Raw genomic sequence first — 21,654 nt, 5'->3', positions numbered from 1 at the left:
CCAATGACACACTCTGAGCGCCCGGAGGGTGCGATGCTGACGCCGCGCAGTGCGCGTGTCGGAAAAATCGCCGCCCTTTCCGGGCGCTCAGTGCGTCAGCGCGAAGGTCGATTCCGGGTGGAGGGGCCCCAAGCGATACGCGCACTCCTCGAACGCGAAGCTCGCGACAGAGCCGAGGGGCGGGATGGCATCCTCGACGAGCTCTACCTGACGACAAAAGCGCGCGACGCACATCCGGAGCTCGAGCAGCTTGCTGAGACGGTCGGCGCGCGCCCGCGCCTCGTCACCCCCGACGTCATTGAGGCCATGGTGCGCGAGCAGGGCCATCAGAGCGTCACAAATCCTCAGGGTGCCATCGCCGTTGCGCGAAGTGTGGAGCGTGACTGGCGTGATCTGCTCGATGCCCAGGGGACGGGGCCCGTGACGATCGTCGTGTGCGAGCGCCTTCAGGACCCCGGTAACGCCGGGCTCGTCATGCGCACGGCCGACGCCTCCGGTGCCCACGCCGTGTTCTTTTCCGAGGGCTCTGTCGACCCGCTCGCGCCCAAGGTTGTACGCGCAAGTGCCGGAAGCCTCTTTCACGTTCCTTTTGCCCGCAAGGTCCCCATGGGGGAACTCCTCGATGCGCTGCGCTCTCGCAGCATCGCAACGGCAGCGACGAGCCCGCGCGGTGCGCAGAATCTTTTTGACTGGACTCCTCCCGAGCGCCTCGCGTGGCTCATGGGCAACGAGGCCCACGGTCTTGACGCGGCAACGCTCGAGGCGGCCGATGCTCGCGTGGCCATCCCGATTTACGGGAGCGCCGAATCTCTCAACCTTGCAACGGCCACAACCCTGTGTTTGTTCGAGTCGGCGCGCGCACGAGCAGGTGCGCGGTGAAAGGACTCTCGCGCACTCTCCTGCCCCTGAGCGTCCTCGTCATTGTTGCCGGTGGTCTCGCCGGGGTCCTTGGCCTCACCCTCACCGGTGAAGCAAACGGACCGCTTGCGAGCACGTTTGGCACCATTACCAACGACCTTGTCGTCGCCGTCAAGTGCGCCGAATACCTCGCGCTTGCCCTCGCCTTCGGCTATGCCCTCACGCTAAGCCTCTTTCAACCGGGCGTCGGCCGCACGCGCGGCCACAAGAGCCCTCGTCTGAGCGATATGCAGGATCGGCAGCGCCGGCTCGCCGTACGCTTCACCCTCGGCTACGGGCTGCTCCTCGCGCTCGGCACCTATCTCACGTACGCCAACGCGCGGGGGTCGATGTCCCCTCAGCAGCTCGGATACTTCATATGGAGGACCGACCTGGGGCGCGCCACCGTGTGGGCCCTCGTCTTCGCGCTCCTATCCGCGGGAATCGGCGCCCTCACGAGGCACCTGCGCGGAGCAGGGTGGCTGACCGCCCTGCTTGCCCTGAGCGTCATCGCCCTCGGCTTCCTCGGGCACGCCGGCAACTCGACCGACCACCTCAACGCCGTCAACGCCATGATCGCGCATCTCCTTGGCGTTCTCACGTGGCTCGGTCCGCTCCTCGTGTTTCTTGCCGAAGCACACCGAACCGATACCGCGACTCTCGCAACGTGGCTCAAGCGCTATAGCCCGTGGGCTCTCTTTGCCATCCTCGCGCTCGTCTATTCCGGGATCATCAACGCCGCGATCCGGCTGGAAAACCCCGCGCAATTCGTCACCACTCGCTACGGATGGCTCGTGCTTCTCAAGGCCCTGCTTACGGTTGCCATCGCCGCGATTGGGTACGCGCAACGGCGCCGCGCGCTCACCCCGCTTGTGAATACCTACACCTCCGTCGCGCGCGGCGACAGGATGAAGGGAACCGTCGGACCGGCCCACGCGCATGTCGAGCGCGCAGCCCGCCGCGCTTTCGCTCGCCTCGCGCGCGTGGAGGTGCTCATTGCTGCCGTCATTCTCGGCGCCTCAAGTGCCCTCGGCCGTTCCGAGCCGCCCGTACCCCAGTACGTGCCGCCCGAGACCTATCGCGTACTTTCTCTCGTGGGATACGAGCCTCCGAGCGGCGAGTTCTCCCTCCTGAGCCTCGTCACCGTATGGCAGATGGACTGGATGTTCACGGGCGTTGCTGCTCTCTTTGCCGTGCTCTACCTCCTGGGGCTTGCCCGTCTGCGTGCACGCGGAGACCACTGGCCGCACTCGCGCACGATCTTCTGGCTTGCGGGGTGTCTCGCACTTTTCTGGGTGATGAGCGGTGGTGCGGCCGCGTTCGGGCGCGTGCGCTTCGATGCCCACATGACCCAGCACATGGCGCTCATGGTTATTGTCCCGCCGCTTCTCGTACTCGGCGCGCCGGTCACGATGCTCAGCCGGGCCGCGACGCCCAGGAGCGACGGCTCGCGCGGCATGCGCGAGTGGATCCTCGCGATCCTTCACACGCGCTACGCGACCGTCGTCTCAAGCCCGCCGATTGCGGGTTTCCTCTTCGCGGGCTCGCTCGTGCTGTTTTATTTCACCCCGTTTTTCACGTGGGCGATGTTCGAACACGTCGGTCACCTCCTCATGACCGTCCACTTCCTCCTTGCGGGCTACCTGTTTGCGTGGGTGATTATCGGCATCGACCCCGCCCAAAAGCCCATAAGCCCCGTACTCAAGCTCGTCACGCTGCTTGTGACGCTCACGTTCCACGCCTTCTTTGGCATCGCTGTCGTGAGCGCGACCTGGCTCATCGGCGGAGATTGGTACACGCTTCTCAATATGTTCCCGCGCGCTGAACTTGAGCGTCAGCAATTTGCGGGCGGCTCGATCATGTGGGGTATCAGCGAGGTCCCCACGGCGTTCTATGCCCTCATCGCGGGAATCCAGTGGTCGCGCAGCGAAGAGAGGGCGGCCCGTAACTATGACCGCAAGGCGGAGCGCGACGGTGGGGCTGAGCTCGAAAACTACAACGCCTACTTGCGTGCCCTACAGGATGGCGAGGGCACGCACGTAGGCGATGAGTCTGATTCCGCTCAGCGTAGGTAGGCGAGGTCCTCGGCGAAGCTTTCTTTGGCCTTCGCGAGCAGCTCGCGCGCGACACCGACGCCGTCGACGAGCGGGTGGGAGAAGAACGCCTCGACGGCCAGATCGGCGCTTCCCTCGCGGGAAGCAGCGATTACGGTGCGCTCGGCGTTCTTTACCTGGGTGACGAGTGCGAGCTGGTGGCCCGTGAGCCCGGTGACGTCCAGTGGCGTCGCGCCCTTGGAGTCGATGCGGCACGGAGCTTCGACGACGGCATCGTCCGGGAGCGACGGAATGCGGCCCCTATTGGGCGTGTTGACGATCAGCTCGGTCGCCTGATCGAAGGCGAGGGCCTTCATCACGGCGAGCGCAACGCGATCGTAACCGCCCGATTCGATGTCCGCGGCCTCGCGCTCGATTCCACCCGCGGCTTCGCGGTTCGTCGCCATATACGTTTCTTCGCGCTCTTCACGCGTGCGGTTCCATGCCTCGAATGCCGCGTGCCCGTCGAGCTGCGCGGCTTCGCGATAGAAGTCGGCCTGCTGGGCGGCGAGGAAGATCCCGCGCGTTGCTTCCGCGCGGTCGTCGGCAAGGCGAGCCTCGCGCGCGTAATAGTAGTAGTGTAGGTACTCGTTCGGCAGCGCGCCAATGTGCTGAACCCATTTGGCGCCGAAAAGCTTGCCCTCCTCGAACGATTCAATGAGGTCGGGGCGCTCGAGAACCGTGGGGAGAACATCGCGGCCGTTCACGAGGATGCGGTGCACCCAACCGAGGTGGTTGAGGCCCAGGTAGTCGATGTGTACCGGACCGCCGGTTTCGAAAATGCGGCTGCTCGTGCCGGTATCGACCTCGCCGGCATCTTCGAGTGCTGTGAGGGCGTGGCGGGCGAGGCCCACGGGGGAGTCGCAAATGCCGATCACGCGGTCACCGAGAATCTCGCTCGAGACCTCGGTAATGATTCCCGCGGGGTTCGTGAAGTTGATGAGGTAGGCGCTTGGGGCTTCTTCGCGGATTGCCTCCGCGATGGCCCTCGCCACGGGAATACCGCGAAGTGCGTAGCTCAGGCCGCCGAAGCCCGTCGTCTCCTGGCCGAGCACGCCGCACGAATGCGCGATGCGCTCGTCCTGCGCGCGGCCATCGGTGCCGCCGACGCGAATCGCACTGAAAACAAAATCGGCTCCGCGCACTGCATCGCGCATGTCAGTAGCGATGCGTACGCTCGGCGCGTGGGGCACCGAGGCGGTCATGGCCTCGACGATCCGCGCCATCGTGCGCAAACGCTCCTCATTCGCATCCCACAGGGTGAGGGCGCGAACCCGCTGTTCGGAGCTGTCCTTGAGGAGCGTGCGAACCATGAGCGGGACGCGGAAGCCTCCTCCACCGAGCAGCGTGAGTTTCATGTGAGGGCCTCCTCATGGGTGTGGTGTGAACGAGTGCGACAGGTGCACTCGCGTCTTTGACGGGCGCCCGTGCGCGCCATAGCCTTTTTACGTGACGAACCTGAATCAAGATCTAGCCTGCAACGATGCGGCACCAACGACCCTATCGCTTCGTGATCTCGCATGCGTGGGACCTGTGTTCCTCGATGTCCTTTTCACGCCTTTCACCCAGCTCCCGGAGCTTGGCGAGGAGTGCCATACGCAGTCCGTTGCCCTCGCTGTTGGAGGCGCGGCAAACGTTGCGCGTGCCGCGGCGGCGCTCGATATGGACGTCACGCTCGGAACCGAGCTTGGTGAAGGGCCCATTTCCCGACTCGTCGAGCCGATGCTCGAGGCCGACGGTGTGGGACTCGGAGCGAGCGTGAGGCGCGCGGGCTGGGATGTTCCGTGTACAGCGGCGATCCCGTACGAAGGCGATCGCATGTTCTACACGGGGGGCCTGCCGAGCGCTCCGCTTGCGACGACCGAGCATGTTCTTGCCGAGCAAGCGCAGCACCTCACGGTCTCGCTCGAGCGCGACACCATGCCTCTGCTTGCGGGGGAGCGGGAGCGCGGCACGCGAATCTGGGCCGACGTTGGCCACGACGACTCGGGCGCGTGGGATCCGGCGATCTTGCGCCACCTCGAGCATTGCTACGCGTTTTGCCCAAATGACGAGGAAGCCAAACGCTACACACGCACCGATTCCGCGCTCGAGGCCGCGCGCGCACTTGCCGATCGGGTGGAGCTCGTCGTGGTGTCTCGTGGCCGAAAGGGGCTTGTCGCGATCGATGCGGGTCGCGGTCAGGTGCTCGAGAGGCCGGGGTTTGTCGTCGAGCGCGCGAATGCGACGGGAGCGGGGGACACGCTCGTGGCGGCGCTCGTGACCGCGGTGGTCGCGGGGCGTGAGCTCGGGGAGGCTCTCGATTTTGCGCAGCTCGTCGCCGCTGCGCGCGTTGCGGGTGCTGCCGCGCACGGTATGCCGCCGGGCCGAGAGGCGCTCAGCGCTTTCGCTGGCACGTATGGAGCGCGAGAAAAAGAGCTGGTCGAGGAGACCCTCGACCAGCTCGCTTCGCGATAATCGCGGCGTGAGGCGCGTTTAGAGCCAGTCGCCCTTCGCGCGCTCACGCTCGGCGCCGATCGTTGTATCCGGGCCGTGGCCCGTGTGAACGATGGTCGCGTCGTCGAGGCTAAAGAGCTTTTCGCGAATGCTGTCTTCAATTTGCCCTCGGTCACTGTAGGAGCGTCCGGTCGCGCCGGGGCCCCCTTCGAAGAGCGTGTCGCCGGAGAACAGTTGATCGGGCTCGCCTTCGGTGGTGCTGCGCAGGAGGTAGCACACCGACCCGGGGGAGTGCCCGGGCGTGTGGATGACGTTGAGCTCGTGGTCGGCGATGCTGAAAGCGTCGCCGTCCTCAAGGTCGGCATCCCATTCGAGATCCCCGTGGGTGAGTGCCCACAGCTTCTTATCGCCCGGGTGCAGGAGCATCGGTGCGTCAAAGCGCTCGGCGAGCTTAGGGGCAAAACGCGCGTGGTCGTCGTGGGCATGCGTCAAGAGGATCGCGAGGAGCGTACGCTCGCCCACGAGCTTTTCAATGATGTCGATGTCGTGTGGAGCGTCGATCACGACGCAGTCCTCGTCGTTGCCGACGACCCACACGTTGTTGGCGACGTCGAATGTCTCGCCGTCGAGGGTGAATGTGCCCTCGGTGACGGCATGGTCGATTCGGAGGTTCATGGTGAAGTCCTTTTTCGGTGATGTGCGTGAGGGTTGGATCTAGGCGCGTGGCATTTCCACGACGCTGCGGAGGATGGTGCCGCCCTTCATGCGCTCGAAAGCGCCCTCGACATCCGTGAGCGCGATGCGTTCGCTCACAAATTCGTCGAGGGGCAGGCGGCCTTGTGCGAAGAGATCAGCGAGGTAAGGAAAGTCGCGCTCGGGCAGGCAGTCCCCGTACCACGAGCTCTTGAGGGAGCCGCCCCGGCTGAACACGTCGATCAGGGGCAGCGTGATCTCGGCGGTTGGGTTTGGTACGCCGACGAGGACAACACGCCCCGCGAGGTCGCGCCCGTAGAAGGCCGCGGTGTACGTGGCGGGGATACCGACGGCATCGACGACGACGTCGGCACCAAAGCCGCCCGTGAGCTCCCGGATTCTTTCGGCAACCTCCTCGGGTTCGAGCCCTTTCGTGGCAACCGTGTGGGTGGCTCCGAGGGCGCGTGCTTTGTCAAACTTCTTGTCGTCGAGGTCGAGAGCGATGATCGTGGTGGCGCCCCCGAGTTTTGCGCCGGCAACGGCGGCGAGGCCGACGCCACCCGCGCCGATCACTGCAACCGACTCACCACGCTGGACCTCGCCCGTGTTGAGCGCCGCGCCGATTCCGGCCATGACGCCGCATCCAAGGAGGCCGACGGCTGCCGCATCGGCATTGGGATCGACCTTCGTGCACTGGAGTTCGTGAACGAGGGTCTTTTCGGCGAAGGAGCCGATGCCGAGGGCGGCCGTGAGTTCGGTGCCGTCGGTGAGGGTCATCGGTTTCGAGGCATTGAAGGTGTCGAAGCAGTATTTCGGCTCACCCTTTTTGCATGCGCGGCACTGCCCGCACACGGCGCGCCAGTTAAGGATGACGGTATCTCCAACCTCGACGTGGGTGACATCCTCGCCGATCTCACTCACGACTGCGGTTGCCTCGTGACCGAGCAGAAACGGGTAGTCGTCGGTGATGTCTCCGTTGCGGTAGGCGAGATCGGTATGGCACACCCCGCACGTGTTCACGTCGACGATCACGTCGCGCGGGCCGGGCTCGGGAATCATAATGTCGACGACCTCTGCGGGTTCATGTGCGGCGAAGGAGACGAGTCCTTGGACTGTCGTGGGCATGAGGGGAGCCTTTCTGTTGTCGCGCGGTTCAAGGCGCGGGTGAACGCCCGGAAGGGTGCGCGTGCGCCGCCAGGTGCGGAGCTTTGCGCTGAGAGGGCGTGCAAGCCCCACCGTATCGCCCACGTATCATTGCTAATGCAAAGAACGTGCACCCCGCGTATGTATCCGATGCCAGCGGCGATCGAGTGCGGGCATGCGCGCGTGCTGTGTCAACGTGAGGATGTGGAGAATTCGTGTCAGATGTGACGAACAGTGTGGACATGAGCGAGGAGGCGATCGCCCGCGCGGTCGATTCTGCGCTCGCCGCGATTGCGGAGGCCACGACGTCGGCCGAGATCAAGCAGGTGCGCATCGCCCATGTCGGGGACGATTCCCCGCTTTCACGCGCGAATCGCGGCATTAAGGATCTGCCCAACGAGAAGAAAGCCGCTGCTGGCAAGCTCATCGGCGGTTCCAAGGGGCGCGTGCAGCAGGCGCTCGCGGCGCGCTCGAAGGAGATCGCCGAGAAGGAGGAAGCTGAGGCGCTCGCGAAGGATCGCGTGGATGTCACGACAGCAGTTGACCGGCTTCCGCGCGGTGCACGCCACCCGCTCGGCATCCTCCAGGACCACATTGCGGACGTGTTCGTTGGTCTCGGTTGGGAAATCGCCGAAGGCCCAGAGATCGAAGCCGAGTGGTTCAACTTCGACGCGCTCAACTTCGACGAGGACCACCCTGCGCGCCAGATGCAAGACACGTTCTACGTGGCGCCCGAGGGAAGCGGCCAGGTGCTGCGAACGCACACCTCTCCCGTTCAAGCGCGCACGTTGCTTGAGCGCGGCGTTCCCCTCTACATCGCCTGCCCCGGCAAAGTTTTCCGTACCGATGAACTCGATGCCACCCACGCCCCCGTGTTCAACCAGGTCGAGGGGCTCGCGATTGACCGGGATCTGACGATGGCGGATCTCGTGGGTACGCTCGACAAAGTCGCCGAGGCCCTGTTTGGCGGCAAGCCGATCACGCGTCTGCGTCCTTCATACTTCCCGTTCACCGAACCGAGCGCCGAGATGGACTTCCGATGCTTCAAATGCGAGGCGAAGAACGGTCTCGATGCCGATGCGGATCCCGCGTGCCGCGTGTGCAGCGGAACGGGCTGGATTGAAATGGGCGGCTGCGGCATGGTCAACCCCGCTGTGCTTCGCGCGTGCGGGATCGATCCGAGTGAATACCGCGGCTTCGCGTTCGGCCTCGGAATTGAGCGCATCCTCATGCTGCGCAACTCGGTAACGGACATGCACGACATTGTGGAGGGCGACGTGCGCTTCTCCCAGCACTACGGAACGGAGATCTGAGCAATGCCCCGCATTCCCCTTTCATGGCTCGGCGAACACGTTGAGCTTGCCGATGGCGCTAATGCCGAGGCTGTCGCAGCCTCGCTCGTCTCCGTCGGCCTCGAGGAAGAAGGTATCTTTGGCGCTCAGGTCACGGGGCCCCTCGTCGTGGGCCGCGTCTTGAACCTCGTCAAGGAAACCCACAAAAACGGTAAGACCGTCAATTGGTGCCGCGTCGACGTTGGCGAGGCGCACAATGAAGCACTCGACAATCCGAAAGATCCGCAGCCCGGCGAAGAAGTCCCGAGCCGCGGCATCATTTGCGGTGCGCACAACTTCGTCGAGGGCGACCTCGTCGTCGTGTCACTTCCCGGAACAGTTCTTCCCGGGAACTTCGAGATTGCGGCACGCAAGACCTATGGTCACCTTTCCGACGGCATGATCTGCTCGACCAGTGAGCTGGGCCTCGGCGAGGATTCCGAGGACGGCATCATCGTTCTCGGCCGCGGGATCGCCGAAGGTATCGAAGCGAAGCCAGGCGATGACGCGATCGCCCTTTTTGGCCTCGATGAGGAAGTCGTCGAAATCAACGTGACGCCCGATCGCGGCTACTGCTTCTCGATGCGAGGCGTTGCGCGCGAGTACTCCCACGCGACCGGGGCGCGTTTCACCGACCCCGCCCTTGAGGTCGAGGTGCCCGAGGCAAGCGGTGAGGGCATTCAGGTCCTCCTCGAAGATGACGCCCCGATCCGCGGCAACGTCGGCGCGACCTCCTATGTCGCCCAGCGCGTGAACGGCGTGGACACCTCGGCGCCTAGCCCTCGCTGGATGCAGCAGCGCCTTTCGCTCGCTGGCATGCGTCCGATCTCGCTCATCGTCGACGTCGGCAACTACGTCATGCTCGATCTCGGCCAGCCGCTGCACATGTTCGATGCCGCGAAGCTTACGGAACCGATCGTGGTGCGCCGCGCTAAGCAAGGCGAGGTGCTCACGACTCTCGACGACAAGGCCCGCACGCTTCACCCCGAGGACCTCGTGGTGGCGGACTCGACCGGTGGTCATGGCGCACGTCCCGTCGCGCTCGCGGGCGTCATGGGCGGAAGCGAAACCGAGGTCGACTCCTCGACCGTCGATGTCGTGATCGAGGCTGCGCACTTCGACCCGACGACTCAGGCGCGCACCGCGCGCCGCCACAAGCTCGTGTCCGAGGCCGGCAAGCGTGGCGAACGCGGGGTCGATCCTGTGCTGGTGGAGGTTGCAGCCCGGCGTGCCGCCCAGCTCCTCGTCGAGTACGGCGGTGGAACGCTTGACTCGAACCGAACGCATGCGCGCGCCGGTAAGGAGACCGCAGCCGAAATTTCGCTGCCCCTTGACTACGCGGAGCGCGTCGTGGGCGTTGCATACACGCGTGAGCAGGTCGTCGGATCGCTCGAGAAGATCGGCTGCACCGTATCTTCCGCCGCAGGGGGAGACAACGGAGAGGAAACTCTCACGGTTGTTCCGCCCACGTGGCGCGGCGATCTTCGCATCCCCGAGGATCTCGTCGAGGAGATTGCGCGGCTCGAGGGTTATGACGCGATTGCGTCGAGGCTGCCGTCGGCCCCCGGCGGGCGCGGCCTCACTCGCGCCCAGCGGGCGAGGCGTGCCGTCGCAAATGCCCTCGCCGAGGCGGGCGCGACCGAAGTTGTGAGCTTCCCGTTCACGAACGACAAGACTTTCGCGAAGCTTCGTTTGCCGGAGGATTCTCCGCTGCGTAATGCGGTGCGCCTGCTCAATCCTCTCGCTGACGATGAACCGCTCATGCGAACGGCGATTCTCGAAACCCTTCTTCCCGTTGCCCAGCGCAATCTCGCGCGCGGCGAGGATTCGGTTGCGGTCTTCGAGTCCGGTCTCGTTTTCGAAAAGCGAGGCGAACGCGTTCCGGTGCCGAGTGCTTCCTCGCGCCCCAGCGATGCCGAGTTGGAGGAGATCGCTTCTTCGCTCGCGAAGCAAGATCGCCACGTTGCGCTCGTGGCGGGCGGCCCCATCACTGCTGCGGGGCCGTTGACCGAGCCTCGTGCGTGGGACTGGGCCGATGCGATTGCCTTCGCGCGTCGCGTCGCTGCCGCTGCCGGCACCGAACTCGTGGTCGAACAGGGAACAGCGAGTGCTTTCCACCCGGGTCGCACGGCGATCCTGTCGACCGTTGAGGGGGAGCGTGTGGGCGTTGCCGGCGAGCTTCACCCGGCGGTCATCAAGGCGTTCAGTCTTCCGAAGAACGCGGCTGCGTTCGAGCTTGATCTCGAAGCCGTGATTGAGTCCGCACCCGCCGTGGTGCCGGCGGAGCCGATCTCGACATTCCCGATCGCCAAGGAAGATTTTGCGTTCGTCGTGAATGACGACACGCCCGCCGAGGCCGTGCGTGCGGCCCTCATCGTGGGGATTGGCGATGTTGCGGAAGAGGTTCGCCTCTTTGACGAATACCGTGGTGACCAGGTTCCTGAGGGCAAGAAGTCGCTCGCATTCGCCGTGCGACTTAGGCCGCATGAGAAAACGCTCAAGGGTGCCGAGATCGACGAGATTCGTGCCCGAGCCATCGCCGCGGTTGAATCGGCCGTGGGTGGTGAGCTGCGCGCCTAAGGATTTCGCCCCTCGCGGGTAAGAAGTCGGCCTGAGCCCCGTCGCTTGCATTGAGCGGCGGGGCTCAGGCTCTTTATGTATAGTCATGCATACGACTGCAATAGAATGCTTTGGTGGTGCGCGGTGTGCCGCCCGCGCGAGGACCCCCGCGGCATGAAAGGACATCGATGAGCGATCAACCGCAGCAACCGCAGACCAAGATCTCGCGCCAACGCAAGATCGTCGACATCCTGAACCGCACCGAGGTCACATCGCAAACCGCTCTTCTCGCGCTTTTGGAGAAAGACGGCGTGAGCGTTACTCAGGCGACGCTGTCGCGCGACCTCGTGGAGCTGCGTGCCGAAAAGGTGCGCTCGAGCTCCGGTTCTCTCGTGTACATGCTTCCTCCCGAAGGAGGCGAGCGGGTTCACAGTTTGCGACGCCCGCCCTCGCAAGAACATTACGCGGCGAGGCTTCAACGTCTTGCGGAAGAGCTGCTCGTGAGCGCGGAGGCAAGCGACAACCTGGTGGTCGTGCGCACGCCGCCCGGAGCCGCACAGTATCTCGCGAGCGCGCTGGATCACTCCGTGCTGCCCTCGATCCTCGGCACGGTTGCGGGAGACGACACGATCCTCATTGTCGCTCGCGGCGCAGCGCAGGGGCGCGAACTCGCGTCTACGCTGCGCGAGCTCGCCGACGGTCGCCGGGCAGCAGTCGACGATCACACGTAGAGCACGGATGCGAGCCACCCCGATCCACTCGACCTAGGAGGAAAAACCCCCATGACAGAACGCATCGTTCTTGCCTACTCAGGCGGTCTCGATACATCCGTGGCTATCGGCTGGATCCACGACGCCACGGGCGCTGACGTCATCGCGTGTGCGGTGGATGTTGGCCAGGGAGGTGAAGACCTCGAAGTAATCCGCAAGCGTGCGCTGGACTGCGGAGCCGTCGAAGCATACGTCGCCGATGCGCGTGAGGAGTTCGCGAGCGAATACTGCATGCCCGCTCTCAAAGCGAACGCCCTGTACATGGACGCATACCCGGTCGTTTCCGCGCTTTCGCGCCCCGTGATCGCAAAACACCTCGTGAAGGCCGCAAAGAAATACGGTGCGAGCACCGTCGCGCATGGCTGCACCGGCAAGGGTAACGACCAGGTGCGATTCGAGGTCTCAATTACCTCGCTCGCCCCGGAACTTCAGTGCATCGCACCCGTGCGAGACCTCGCACTCACTCGCGACAAGGCAATCGACTACGCGGAGAAAAACAACCTTCCGATCACCACGACGAAGCACAACCCGTTCTCCATTGACCAGAACGTTTGGGGGCGCGCTATCGAAACCGGGTTCCTCGAGGATATTTGGAACGAGCCGACGAAAGACGTGTACAACTACACGGATGACCCGGCATTTCCACCGGTCGCCGATGAGCTCGTCGTGACGTTCGAGCGCGGCATCCCGGTCGCTATCGACTCTCGTGCATTGAGTCCGCTCGAAGCGATCCAAGAGATGAACCGCCGTGCTGGAGCTCAGGGAATTGGCCGCATCGACATCGTCGAGGACCGACTCGTAGGTATCAAGTCGCGCGAGATTTATGAGGCCCCGGGAGCGATGGCGCTCATCGAGGCGCATCGCGAACTCGAGCGTGTGACCCTCGAGCGCGAGCAGGGGCGCTTCAAGCGTGAGGTGCAGGACCGCTGGACTGATCTCGTCTACGACGGCCAGTGGTTTAGCCCCCTCAAGCGCTCACTCGAGGCCTTCATCGACGACACCCAGCGTTACGTGAGTGGCGAGGTTCGCATGCGCCTGCACGGCGGCCGCGCGACGGTTACCGGTCGCCGCAGCGACAGCAGTCTCTACGACTTCAATCTCGCGACCTACGACGAAGGCGACACCTTCGACCAATCGCATGCGAAAGGCTTCATTGAGATCTACGGTCTCGGCTCGAAGCAGGCAACGGCTCGCGATGAAAAGTTCGGCAACGCACCCTCCCTCGAGGCAAACGTCGGCGCTAGCGAGGAGTGAGACACGTGAGCGATACACACGAGGCACACAGGTGCGCAGATGCGCCGGAGGAATCCGTCGAACGCGTCGCCCTGTGGGGCGGACGCTTTGCCTCCGGTCCCGCCGACGTCATGGCTGCCCTGTCCAAGTCCACCGACTTCGACTGGCGCCTCGCGCCGTACGATGTGCGCGGCTCGAAGGCGCACGCGCGCGTCCTCGCACGCGCGGGGCTCTTGAGTGAGAGCGAGCTTCGCGACATGCTCGCGGCGCTCGACGAGCTCGGGCGGCGCGTTGAAACCGGGGAGTTTACGCCACACGTGAGCGATGAGGACGTGCACTCCGCCCTCGAGCGAGGCCTTCTTGAAATCGCCGGCCCGGCCCTCGGAGGGAAGCTTCGCGCGGGCCGTTCACGCAACGACCAAGTCGCGACCCTTGGGCGCATGTATATTCGCGACCACGCCCGCGTGATTGCGGCACTCACGCTCGATGTCGTAGACGCACTCATCCAGCAAGCGTCGGAATACCCCGAGGCTCCCATGCCGGGCCGCACCCACCTTCAACACGCCCAGCCCGTGTTACTCGCGCACCACCTTCTCGCCCACGCGTGGCCGCTCATGCGCGACGTCGAGAGGCTACGTGACCTGGACGCGCGCGCAGCGATCTCGCCCTACGGCTCGGGTGCCCTCGCGGGATCGTCACTTGGGCTTGACCCCGAGGCAGTAGCGGTCGAACTCGGTTTTGATGCGGCGAGCGAAAATTCGATTGACGGCACGTCCGCGCGCGATGTGTACGCCGAGTACTCGTGGTGTCTCACGATGCTCGGAGTCGACCTTTCGCGACTGTCTGAGGAGATCATCGTGTGGAACACGAAGGAATTCGACTTCGTGACCCTGGACGATGCCTATTCGACCGGATCATCGATCATGCCGCAAAAGAAGAACCCCGACGTCGCCGAGCTTACGCGCGGCAAGGCCGGTCGCTTCATCGGCGACCTCGCCGGGCTGCTCGCAACGCTCAAAGCGATGCCCCTTGCCTACAACCGCGACCTGCAGGAAGACAAGGAGCCGTTGTTCGATCAGACCGACCAGCTCGAATTGCTCCTGCCGGCATTCGCGGGCATGGTGCGTACCCTCTCCTTCAACACCGAACGAATGGCGTATCTCGCGCCGCGCGGTTTTGCCCTGGCAACGGATATCGCCGAATGGCTCGTGCGCCAGGGAGTTCCCTTCCGCGAGGCTCACGAGATTTCCGGCGGATGCGTCCAACTCGCAGAATCGCGAGGCGAAGAGCTGTGGGACTTGAGCGACGAGGATCTCGCGTCGGTCTCGCCCTCTCTCAAGCCCGAGGTGCGCGGCGTTCTCACAACCCTCGGATCGATCGACTCGCGTTCCTCGAAAGGGGGAACGGGGCGAAAAAGCGTCGCGACCCAGCTTCGACACGCAAAAGTGACCTCGAGCGAACTGCGGGAGTTCGCGAAGCCTCTCTAGGGGGCGTGCGCTACTGTGGAGAAGATGCGCGGCGTGTGAGAGCCGCCCTGACGAAAGGAATGGAGAGGCACGATGGTCAACATCGTTGACGAGCTTGAATGGCGTGGCCTGCTGGTGAATTCGACCGGGATCGAGGCGATCCGCACCGCAGCAAACGAGGGCCCGATCAAGCTCTATTGCGGTTTTGACCCGACCGCGTCCTCCCTCCACGTTGGGCACCTCACACAGATTCTCACCATGCGCCGCTTTCAGCTCGCGGGCAACAAGCCGTTCGCCCTCGTCGGCGGCGCTACGGGCCTCGTGGGCGATCCCCGCATGTCGGGCGAGCGCAAGATGAATTCGGCCGACATCGTGGCGACCTGGGTTGAGTCGCTCCGCGGCCAGATTGAGCGCTTCCTCGATCCCGAAGGCGAATTCGGGGTCACGATGGTCAATAACTACGACTGGACCAAGGATCTCAACGTCTTGAGTTTCCTTCGCGACTACGGCTCGCAGTTCCGCATGGGCACGATGCTGTCGAAGGAAATCGTCGCGAAACGCCTGAACTCTGAAGAGGGCCTCAGCTACCTCGAGTTCTCGTACCAGATTCTCCAAGCGATGGACTTCCTTGAGCTGTACCGACGCTACGGCGTGACGCTTCAGTATGGCGGAAACGACCAGTGGGGCAACATCGTTGGCGGTGCAGAGCTGATCCGCAAGGTCGAGGGCGTGCAAACGCATGCCCTCACGACCCCGCTCGTGACGAAGGCCGATGGAACGAAGTTCGGTAAGAGCGAGGGCGGCGCCGTGTGGCTCGATCCCGAGCTCACGAGTCCGTATGCCTTCCACCAGTTCTGGCTCGGAGCTGACGACCGCGACGTGCTCAAGTACCTGCGTTACTTTACGTTCCGTCCCGAGGAAGAAATTGCAGCGGTCGAGTCGGCAACGGCCGAGCGCCCGCATGAACGTGCGGCGCAAAAGCTTCTCGCGGACGATATGACGACCCTCGTTCACGGCGAGCAGGCCACGGCCCAGGCGAAGTCGGCGGCATCGGTGCTGTTTGGGCGCGGAGATGTGCGTGAGCTCGATGGTCCGACGGTTGCCGTGATCGCAGGGGAGCTCCCGTGTGTGGAGCTTCCCGCGACGGCGAACATCGTCGAGGCCTTTACAGCTACCGAGCTTTTGAACTCGAACGGCGCAGTGCGGAGGGCGCTCAAGGAAGGGGGCCTCTCGATCAACGGCGAAAAGATCGCGGGCGACGTCGACGTTCTTGAGACCGATCTAGGCGCCTACACCATGCTTGCCGGTGGCTACCTGCTGCTGCGGCGCGGCAAGAAGAATGCCGCCATGGTGAAAGTTGCAAGTTGAGCACGCGGTGAACTGCTGCTGAACTCGCCTACTTAGCGCCTGCTGCCCCCTCGATAAGGGCCGCAGGCGCTTTGCATTGTGGCGGTGAGCACGCGCGCGCCCATGTGGCTTGACCAGGGGGGTGGGGTCGCGTAATGTCTTTGTTCGTTGGTTCGCGAAGCCGGAGAAATTCGACTTCCAACCGCGGCCGAGAGTGGCCGCCGTGAAGATCGTGCACGAACCCCGGGTGAGCATCCGGTAAAGAGTGGCACGGAACACGGTGAGTCAACTTGACCGGATCGGAAAGGGTTGCTAAGCTAGTGACTCGCGCCGAGAGGTCGAGTGAACTTCCGGCGAACATCAGCTCCTCGCGAGCCCCACGGAAATGGGGCGAGTGGGGTGTGCGCGTGTTGTTTGATATCTCAATAGTGTGTCTGTTTATTGATGCCAATTTTTTGGCAGGAACATTGAATTTCTTGTTCAATTTCTGGATGGTCAGCGTAATGTTGATTGTTTTGTTTCTGCTGGGTTTAGATTTTTCTGTTTTTTAATGGAGAGTTTGATCCTGGCTCAGGACGAACGCTGGCGGCGTGCTTAACACATGCAAGTCGAACGATGAAGCTGTGCTTGCACAGTGGATTAGTGGCGAACGGGTGAGTAACACGTGAGTAACCTGCCCTCCACTTTGGGATAACTCCGAGAAATCGGGGCTAATACTGGATATGACTATGGCCCGCATGGGTTGTGGTGGAAAGTTTTTCGGTGGGGGATGGGCTCGCGGCCTATCAGTTTGTTGGTGAGGTAGTGGCTCACCAAGGCGATGACGGGTAGCCGGCCTGAGAGGGCGACCGGCCACACTGGGACTGAGACACGGCCCAGACTCCTACGGGAGGCAGCAGTGGGGAATATTGCACAATGGGCGAAAGCCTGATGCAGCGACGCCGCGTGGGGGATGACGGCCTTCGGGTTGTAAACCTCTTTCAGCAAGGAAGAAGCGAAAGTGACGGTACTTGCAGAAGAAGCGCCGGCTAACTACGTGCCAGCAGCCGCGGTAATACGTAGGGCGCAAGCGTTGTCCGGAATTATTGGGCGTAAAGGGCTTGTAGGTGGCTTGTCGCGTCTGCCGTGAAAACTCGAGGCTTAACCTTGGGCGTGCGGTGGGTACGGGCAGGCTAGAGTGCGGTAGGGGAGACTGGAATTCCTGGTGTAGCGGTGAAATGCGCAGATATCAGGAGGAACACCGATGGCGAAGGCAGGTCTCTGGGCCGTTACTGACACTGAGAAGCGAAAGCATGGGGAGCGAACAGGATTAGATACCCTGGTAGTCCATGCCGTAAACGTTGGGCACTAGGTGTGGGGAGCATTCCACGTTTTCCGCGCCGTAGCTAACGCATTAAGTGCCCCGCCTGGGGAGTACGGCCGCAAGGCTAAAACTCAAAGGAATTGACGGGGGCCCGCACAAGCGGCGGAGCATGCGGATTAATTCGATGCAACGCGAAGAACCTTACCAAGGCTTGACATGCACTGGATCGCTGCAGAGATGTGGTTTTCTTTGGACTGGTGCACAGGTGGTGCATGGTTGTCGTCAGCTCGTGTCGTGAGATGTTGGGTTAAGTCCCGCAACGAGCGCAACCCTCGTTCCATGTTGCCAGCACTTCGGGTGGGGACTCATGGGAGACTGCCGGGGTCAACTCGGAGGAAGGTGGGGACGACGTCAAATCATCATGCCCCTTATGTCTTGGGCTTCACGCGTGCTACAATGGTCGGTACAATGGGTTGCGATACTGTGAGGTGGAGCTAATCCCAAAAAGCCGGTCTCAGTTCGGATTGGGGTCTGCAACTCGACCCTATGAAGTCGGAGTCGCTAGTAATCGCAGATCAGCAATGCTGCGGTGAATACGTTCCCGGGCCTTGTACACACCGCCCGTCAAGTCACGAAAGTCGGTAACACCCGAAGCCGATGGCCCAAGCTTTATGCGGGGAGTCGTCGAAGGTGGGATCGGTGATTGGGACTAAGTCGTAACAAGGTAGCCGTACCGGAAGGTGCGGCTGGATCACCTCCTTTCTAAGGAGTTTACTTTTGCCCTGCACTGCTTTTTGTGGTGTGCGTGTTCTGTGCCGTGTGTGTGCAGCGCGTATGGGGCTGGGTGGAACATCAATAAAAGATGAGTGGCTTTCTGGTTGTGTTTGAGTACGCCCTGTTGTGGGGTTGGAAAGAGTGCGGTTGGGGGTTGCTTGTTGTGGGCACACTATTGGGGTGTGAGGCTGCACGCGTGAGCGTTTTGGTCTTGTCCCTTCCTGTTGCTGCTGACTGTGGTTGGTGGTGGTGGGTGTGGGGGTGTTGTTTGTCAACTGCATAGTGGACGCGAGCATCTTGTAAGCAATTTTTTGTTACAGATAGTTCAATGTTTTTGGTCTATGTGTTCATTTTTGAGTGTTTCTAAGTTACTTAGAGCATACGGTGGATGCCTGGGCACAAGGAGCCGATGAAGGACGTGGGAGTCTGCGATAAGCCTCGGGGAGGTGACAACCGACCTGTGATCCGGGGATGTCCGAATGGGGAAACCCGCCGCGATGTGAGTCGTGGTACCCGCCGCTGAATGTATAGGTGGTGTGGGGGGAACGAGGGGAAGTGAAACATCTCAGTACCCTTAGGAAGAGAAAACAATAGTGATTGCGTGAGTAGTGGCGAGCGAAAGCGTAGGAGGCTAAACCATGCTGGTGTGAGACTCGGTAGGGGTTGCTGGTGTGGGGTTGTGGGGTGCATTTACACAATATCTACCGGTGTTGTGGCGTCGTGGTGTGTGGTAGGTGAAGCCTTGTGAGTGGGGCGCCATAGTGGGTGTGAGTCCCGTAGCTGAAACTGCATGGCCAGGCGTGGTGTTGCCCCGAGTAGGGCCGGGCTCGTGGAATCCGGTGTGAATCTGCCAGGACCACCTGGTAAGCCTAAATACTTCCTTGTGACCGATAGCGGACTAGTACCGTGAGGGAAAGGTGAAAAGTACCCCGGGAGGGGAGTGAAAGAGTACCTGAAACCGTGTGCTTACAATCCGTCGGAGCCTTGAGGGGTGACGGCGTGCCTATTGAAAAATGAGCCTGCGAGTTAGTGGTCGGTGGCGAGGTTAACCTGTGTGGGGTAGCCGTAGCGAAAGCGAGTCTGAATGGGGCGTTCAGTCGCCGGCTCTAGACCCGAAGCGAAGTGATCTATCCATGGGCAGTGTGAAGCGCGGGTAAGACCGTGTGGAGGCGCGAACCCACTTCAGTTGAAAATGGAGGGGATGACCTGTGGATAGGGGTGAAAGGCCAATCAAACTTCGTGATAGCTGGTTCTCCCCGAAATGCATTTAGGTGCAGCGTTGCGTGTTTCGTGCTGGAGGTAGAGCACTGGATAGGCGATGGGCCCCACCGGGTTACTGACCTTAGCCAAACTCCGAATGCCGGTACGTGAGAGCGTAGCAGTGAGACTGTGGGGGATAAGCTTCATGGTCGAGAGGGAAACAGCCCAGAACATCAGCTAAGGCCCCTAAGCGTGTGCTAAGTGGGAAAGGATGTGGAGTTGCTGAGACAACCAGGAGGTTGGCTTAGAAGCAGCCACCCTTGAAAGAGTGCGTAATAGCTCACTGGTCAAGTGATTCTGCGCCGATAATGTAGCGGGGCTCAAGTACACCGCCGAAGCTGTGTCACTCCATTTTGTGTGGGGTGGGTAGGGGAGCGTCGTGTGGCCGGTGAAGCTGCGGGGGAACCCAGTGGTGGAGGCTATGCGAGTGAGAATGCAGGCATGAGTAGCGAAAGACGGGTGAGAAACCCGTCCTCCGAATGATCAAGGGTTCCGGGGCTAGGTTAATCCGCCCCGGGTTAGTCGGGACCTAAGGCGAGGCCGACAGGCGTAGTCGATGGATAACGGGTTGATATTCCCGTACCGATAGTGTGAGGACCCATACCGAGGCGTGTGATGCTAACCACCCGAGCTGCTGCTTCCTTCCCTTTGGGTTGGTTGTTGGTGGTGAGGCTGGGAACCAAGTGCGTAGTAGGTCAGCGTGTGGGATGACGCAGTGAGGTAGCTTCCGCGGGGTAATGGTTGTCCCCGTTCAAGCGAGCAGCCCGAGTGCGAGTAATGTTGTGCTCTTGTGGGTGAGTCGTGATGAGGACCCTTTATTGGGGTAGGTGGGTGATCCTGGACTGCCGAGAAAAGTTCCGGCGTGACGAGCACTATTGCCCGTACCCTAAACCGACTCAGGTGATCAGGTAGAGAATACTAAGGAGTTCGAGAGAATCGTGGTTAAGGAACTCGGCAAAATGCCCCCGTAACTTCGGGAGAAGGGGGGCCTGAGGTGTGAGAGCACTGATGGCCGCAGAGACCAGGGAGAAGCGACTGTTTACTAAAAACACAGGTCCGTGCGAAGACGTAAGTCGCTGTATACGGACTGACGCCTGCCCGGTGCTGGAAGGTTAAGAGGACTGGTTAGCCCCTTGTGGGCGAAGCTGAGAATTTAAGCCCCAGTAAACGGCGGTGGTAACTATAACCATCCTAAGGTAGCGAAATTCCTTGTCGGGTAAGTTCCGACCTGCACGAATGGCGTAACGACTTCTCCACTGTCTCAACCGCGAACTCGGCGAAATTGCATTACGAGTAAAGATGCTCGTTACGCGCAGCAGGACGGAAAGACCCCGGGACCTTTACTATAGTTTGGTATTGGTGTTCGGAACGGCTTGTGTAGGATAGGTGGGAGACTGAGAAGCTGGCACGCTAGTGTTGGTGGAGTCGTTGGTGAAATACCACTCTGGTCGTTTTGGATTCCTCACTTCGAACCATGATCTGGTTCAGGGACAGTGCCTGATGGGTAGTTTAACTGGGGCGGTTGCCTCCTAAAGAGTAACGGAGGCGCTCAAAGGTTCCCTCAGCCTGGTTGGCAATCAGGTGTTGAGTGTAAGTGCACAAGGGAGCTTGACTGCGAGACAGACATGTCGGGCAGGAGCGAAAGCTGGAACTAGTGACCCGGCACCTCATTGTGGAATGGGTGTCGCTCAACGGATAAAAGGTACCCCGGGGATAACAGGCTGATCTTGCCCAAGAGCTCATATCGACGGCATGGTTTGGCACCTCGATGTCGGCTCGTCGCATCCTGGGGCTGGAGTTGGTCCCAAGGGTTAGGCTGTTCGCCTATTAAAGCGGTACGCGAGCTGGGTTTAGAACGTCGTGAGACAGTTCGGTCCCTATCCGCTGCGCGCGTTGGATATTTGAGAAGGCCTGTCCCTAGTACGAGAGGACCGGGATGGACTAACCTCTGGTGTGCCAGTTGTTCTGCCAAGGGCATGGCTGGTTGGCTACGTTGGGAAGGGATAACCGCTGAAAGCATCTAAGCGGGAAGCCTGCTTCGAGATGAGATATCCGTACACTTTGTGTGTGGGAGGTCCCCTGTAGATGACGGGGTTGATAGGCCAGATGTGGAAGCGCGGTAACGTGTGGAGCTGACTGGTACTAATTGACCGATGACTTACTAGCACTCTTGTTTGCTTTGTTTGTGTGTTCGCGTTCACTGTGTGGTTGACATTCCACACCCCCTGCTTGTTTGTGGGGAGGGTTTTGGTTGTTTCGGTGGTCATAGCGTTGGGGAAACGCCCGGTTCCATTCCGAACCCGGTAGCTAAGCCTAACTGCGCCGATGGTACTGCACTCGGGAGGGTGT

12 protein-coding genes and 3 rRNA genes are annotated in these 21,654 nt (G+C 61.9%); 12 read left to right on the top strand and 3 right to left on the bottom strand.

Features of this window, described 5'->3' with window-relative positions; translation table 11 throughout:
- The first annotated feature begins 3 nt into the window (after positions 1 to 3).
- Positions 4 to 879, top strand: a complete 876-nt coding sequence (locus tag HMPREF1484_RS00070) for an RNA methyltransferase (RefSeq protein ID WP_040386323.1) — start codon at positions 4 to 6, stop codon at positions 877 to 879.
- Positions 876 to 2,972, top strand: a complete 2,097-nt coding sequence (locus HMPREF1484_RS00065) for a cytochrome c oxidase assembly protein (RefSeq protein WP_016662961.1) — start codon at positions 876 to 878, stop codon at positions 2,970 to 2,972. Before HMPREF1484_RS00070 ends, HMPREF1484_RS00065 begins: the two co-directional genes overlap by 4 nt.
- Here HMPREF1484_RS00065 and HMPREF1484_RS00060 read toward each other — a convergent pair.
- Positions 2,960 to 4,348 (bottom strand): hypothetical protein, encoded by a 1,389-nt coding sequence (locus tag HMPREF1484_RS00060; protein WP_016662960.1) that lies wholly within the window; start codon positions 4,346 to 4,348, stop codon positions 2,960 to 2,962. The two genes, HMPREF1484_RS00065 and HMPREF1484_RS00060, sit on opposite strands and share 13 nt — an antisense overlap.
- Positions 4,349 to 4,439: 91 nt before the next feature.
- Here HMPREF1484_RS00060 and HMPREF1484_RS00055 point away from each other — a divergent pair, with 91 nt between their 5' ends.
- A complete protein-coding gene (locus HMPREF1484_RS00055) occupies positions 4,440 to 5,447 on the top strand; it encodes a carbohydrate kinase family protein (RefSeq protein ID WP_084813894.1) in 1,008 nt (335 codons plus the stop codon).
- An 18-nt stretch (positions 5,448 to 5,465) separates the two neighbouring features.
- Here HMPREF1484_RS00055 and HMPREF1484_RS00050 read toward each other — a convergent pair whose 3' ends face one another.
- Together HMPREF1484_RS00050 and HMPREF1484_RS00045 are read right to left on the bottom strand one after the other, a co-directional pair.
- Positions 5,466 to 6,101, bottom strand: a complete 636-nt coding sequence (locus HMPREF1484_RS00050) for an MBL fold metallo-hydrolase (protein WP_016662958.1) — start codon at positions 6,099 to 6,101, stop codon at positions 5,466 to 5,468.
- Positions 6,102 to 6,140: 39 nt separating this feature from the next.
- The gene (locus tag HMPREF1484_RS00045; RefSeq protein WP_040386612.1) at positions 6,141 to 7,244 is read right to left on the bottom strand and encodes an S-(hydroxymethyl)mycothiol dehydrogenase; all 1,104 of its coding nucleotides are present in this window, start codon (positions 7,242 to 7,244) and stop codon (positions 6,141 to 6,143) included.
- Between the two features lie 260 nt (positions 7,245 to 7,504).
- Between HMPREF1484_RS00045 and pheS the strand changes: the two genes are divergently transcribed.
- From pheS to rrf, 9 genes are all read left to right on the top strand, one after another.
- Positions 7,505 to 8,575 carry a phenylalanine--tRNA ligase subunit alpha gene (gene pheS / locus HMPREF1484_RS00040; RefSeq protein ID WP_040386609.1) on the top strand — a complete coding sequence of 357 codons (1,071 nt, stop codon included), beginning with the start codon at positions 7,505 to 7,507 and terminating at the stop codon, positions 8,573 to 8,575.
- Positions 8,576 to 8,578: 3 nt separating this feature from the next.
- Entirely contained in the window at positions 8,579 to 11,173 is a 2,595-nt protein-coding gene (gene pheT / locus HMPREF1484_RS00035; RefSeq protein WP_016662955.1) for a phenylalanine--tRNA ligase subunit beta, read from the top strand.
- Positions 11,174 to 11,340: 167 nt separating this feature from the next.
- Positions 11,341 to 11,883 (top strand): arginine repressor, encoded by a 543-nt coding sequence (locus HMPREF1484_RS00030; protein WP_016662954.1) that lies wholly within the window; start codon positions 11,341 to 11,343, stop codon positions 11,881 to 11,883.
- Between the two features lie 51 nt (positions 11,884 to 11,934).
- Entirely contained in the window at positions 11,935 to 13,176 is a 1,242-nt protein-coding gene (locus tag HMPREF1484_RS00025) for an argininosuccinate synthase (protein WP_016662953.1), read from the top strand.
- A 5-nt stretch (positions 13,177 to 13,181) separates the two neighbouring features.
- The gene (gene argH, locus HMPREF1484_RS00020; protein WP_016662952.1) at positions 13,182 to 14,642 is read left to right on the top strand and encodes an argininosuccinate lyase; all 1,461 of its coding nucleotides are present in this window, start codon (positions 13,182 to 13,184) and stop codon (positions 14,640 to 14,642) included.
- A 72-nt stretch (positions 14,643 to 14,714) separates the two neighbouring features.
- Positions 14,715 to 15,989, top strand: coding sequence for a tyrosine--tRNA ligase (gene tyrS, locus HMPREF1484_RS00015; protein WP_016662951.1), 1,275 nt, complete (start codon positions 14,715 to 14,717; stop codon positions 15,987 to 15,989).
- Between the two features lie 526 nt (positions 15,990 to 16,515).
- Positions 16,516 to 18,033: ribosomal RNA gene (locus HMPREF1484_RS00010) — 16S ribosomal RNA — on the top strand.
- Positions 18,034 to 18,406: 373 nt separating this feature from the next.
- Positions 18,407 to 21,471 (top strand): 23S ribosomal RNA (locus HMPREF1484_RS00005).
- Between the two features lie 89 nt (positions 21,472 to 21,560).
- Positions 21,561 to 21,654, top strand: a 5S ribosomal RNA gene (rrf, locus tag HMPREF1484_RS10680); the annotation flags it as partial.

It is taken from the genome of Dermabacter sp. HFH0086 (assembly GCF_000413375.1).
GTDB classification, from domain to species: Bacteria; Actinomycetota; Actinomycetes; order Actinomycetales; family Dermabacteraceae; genus Dermabacter; species Dermabacter hominis.
Note: the sequence above shows the minus strand (reverse complement) of the source record. Positions and strands in the feature narration are given on the sequence as shown.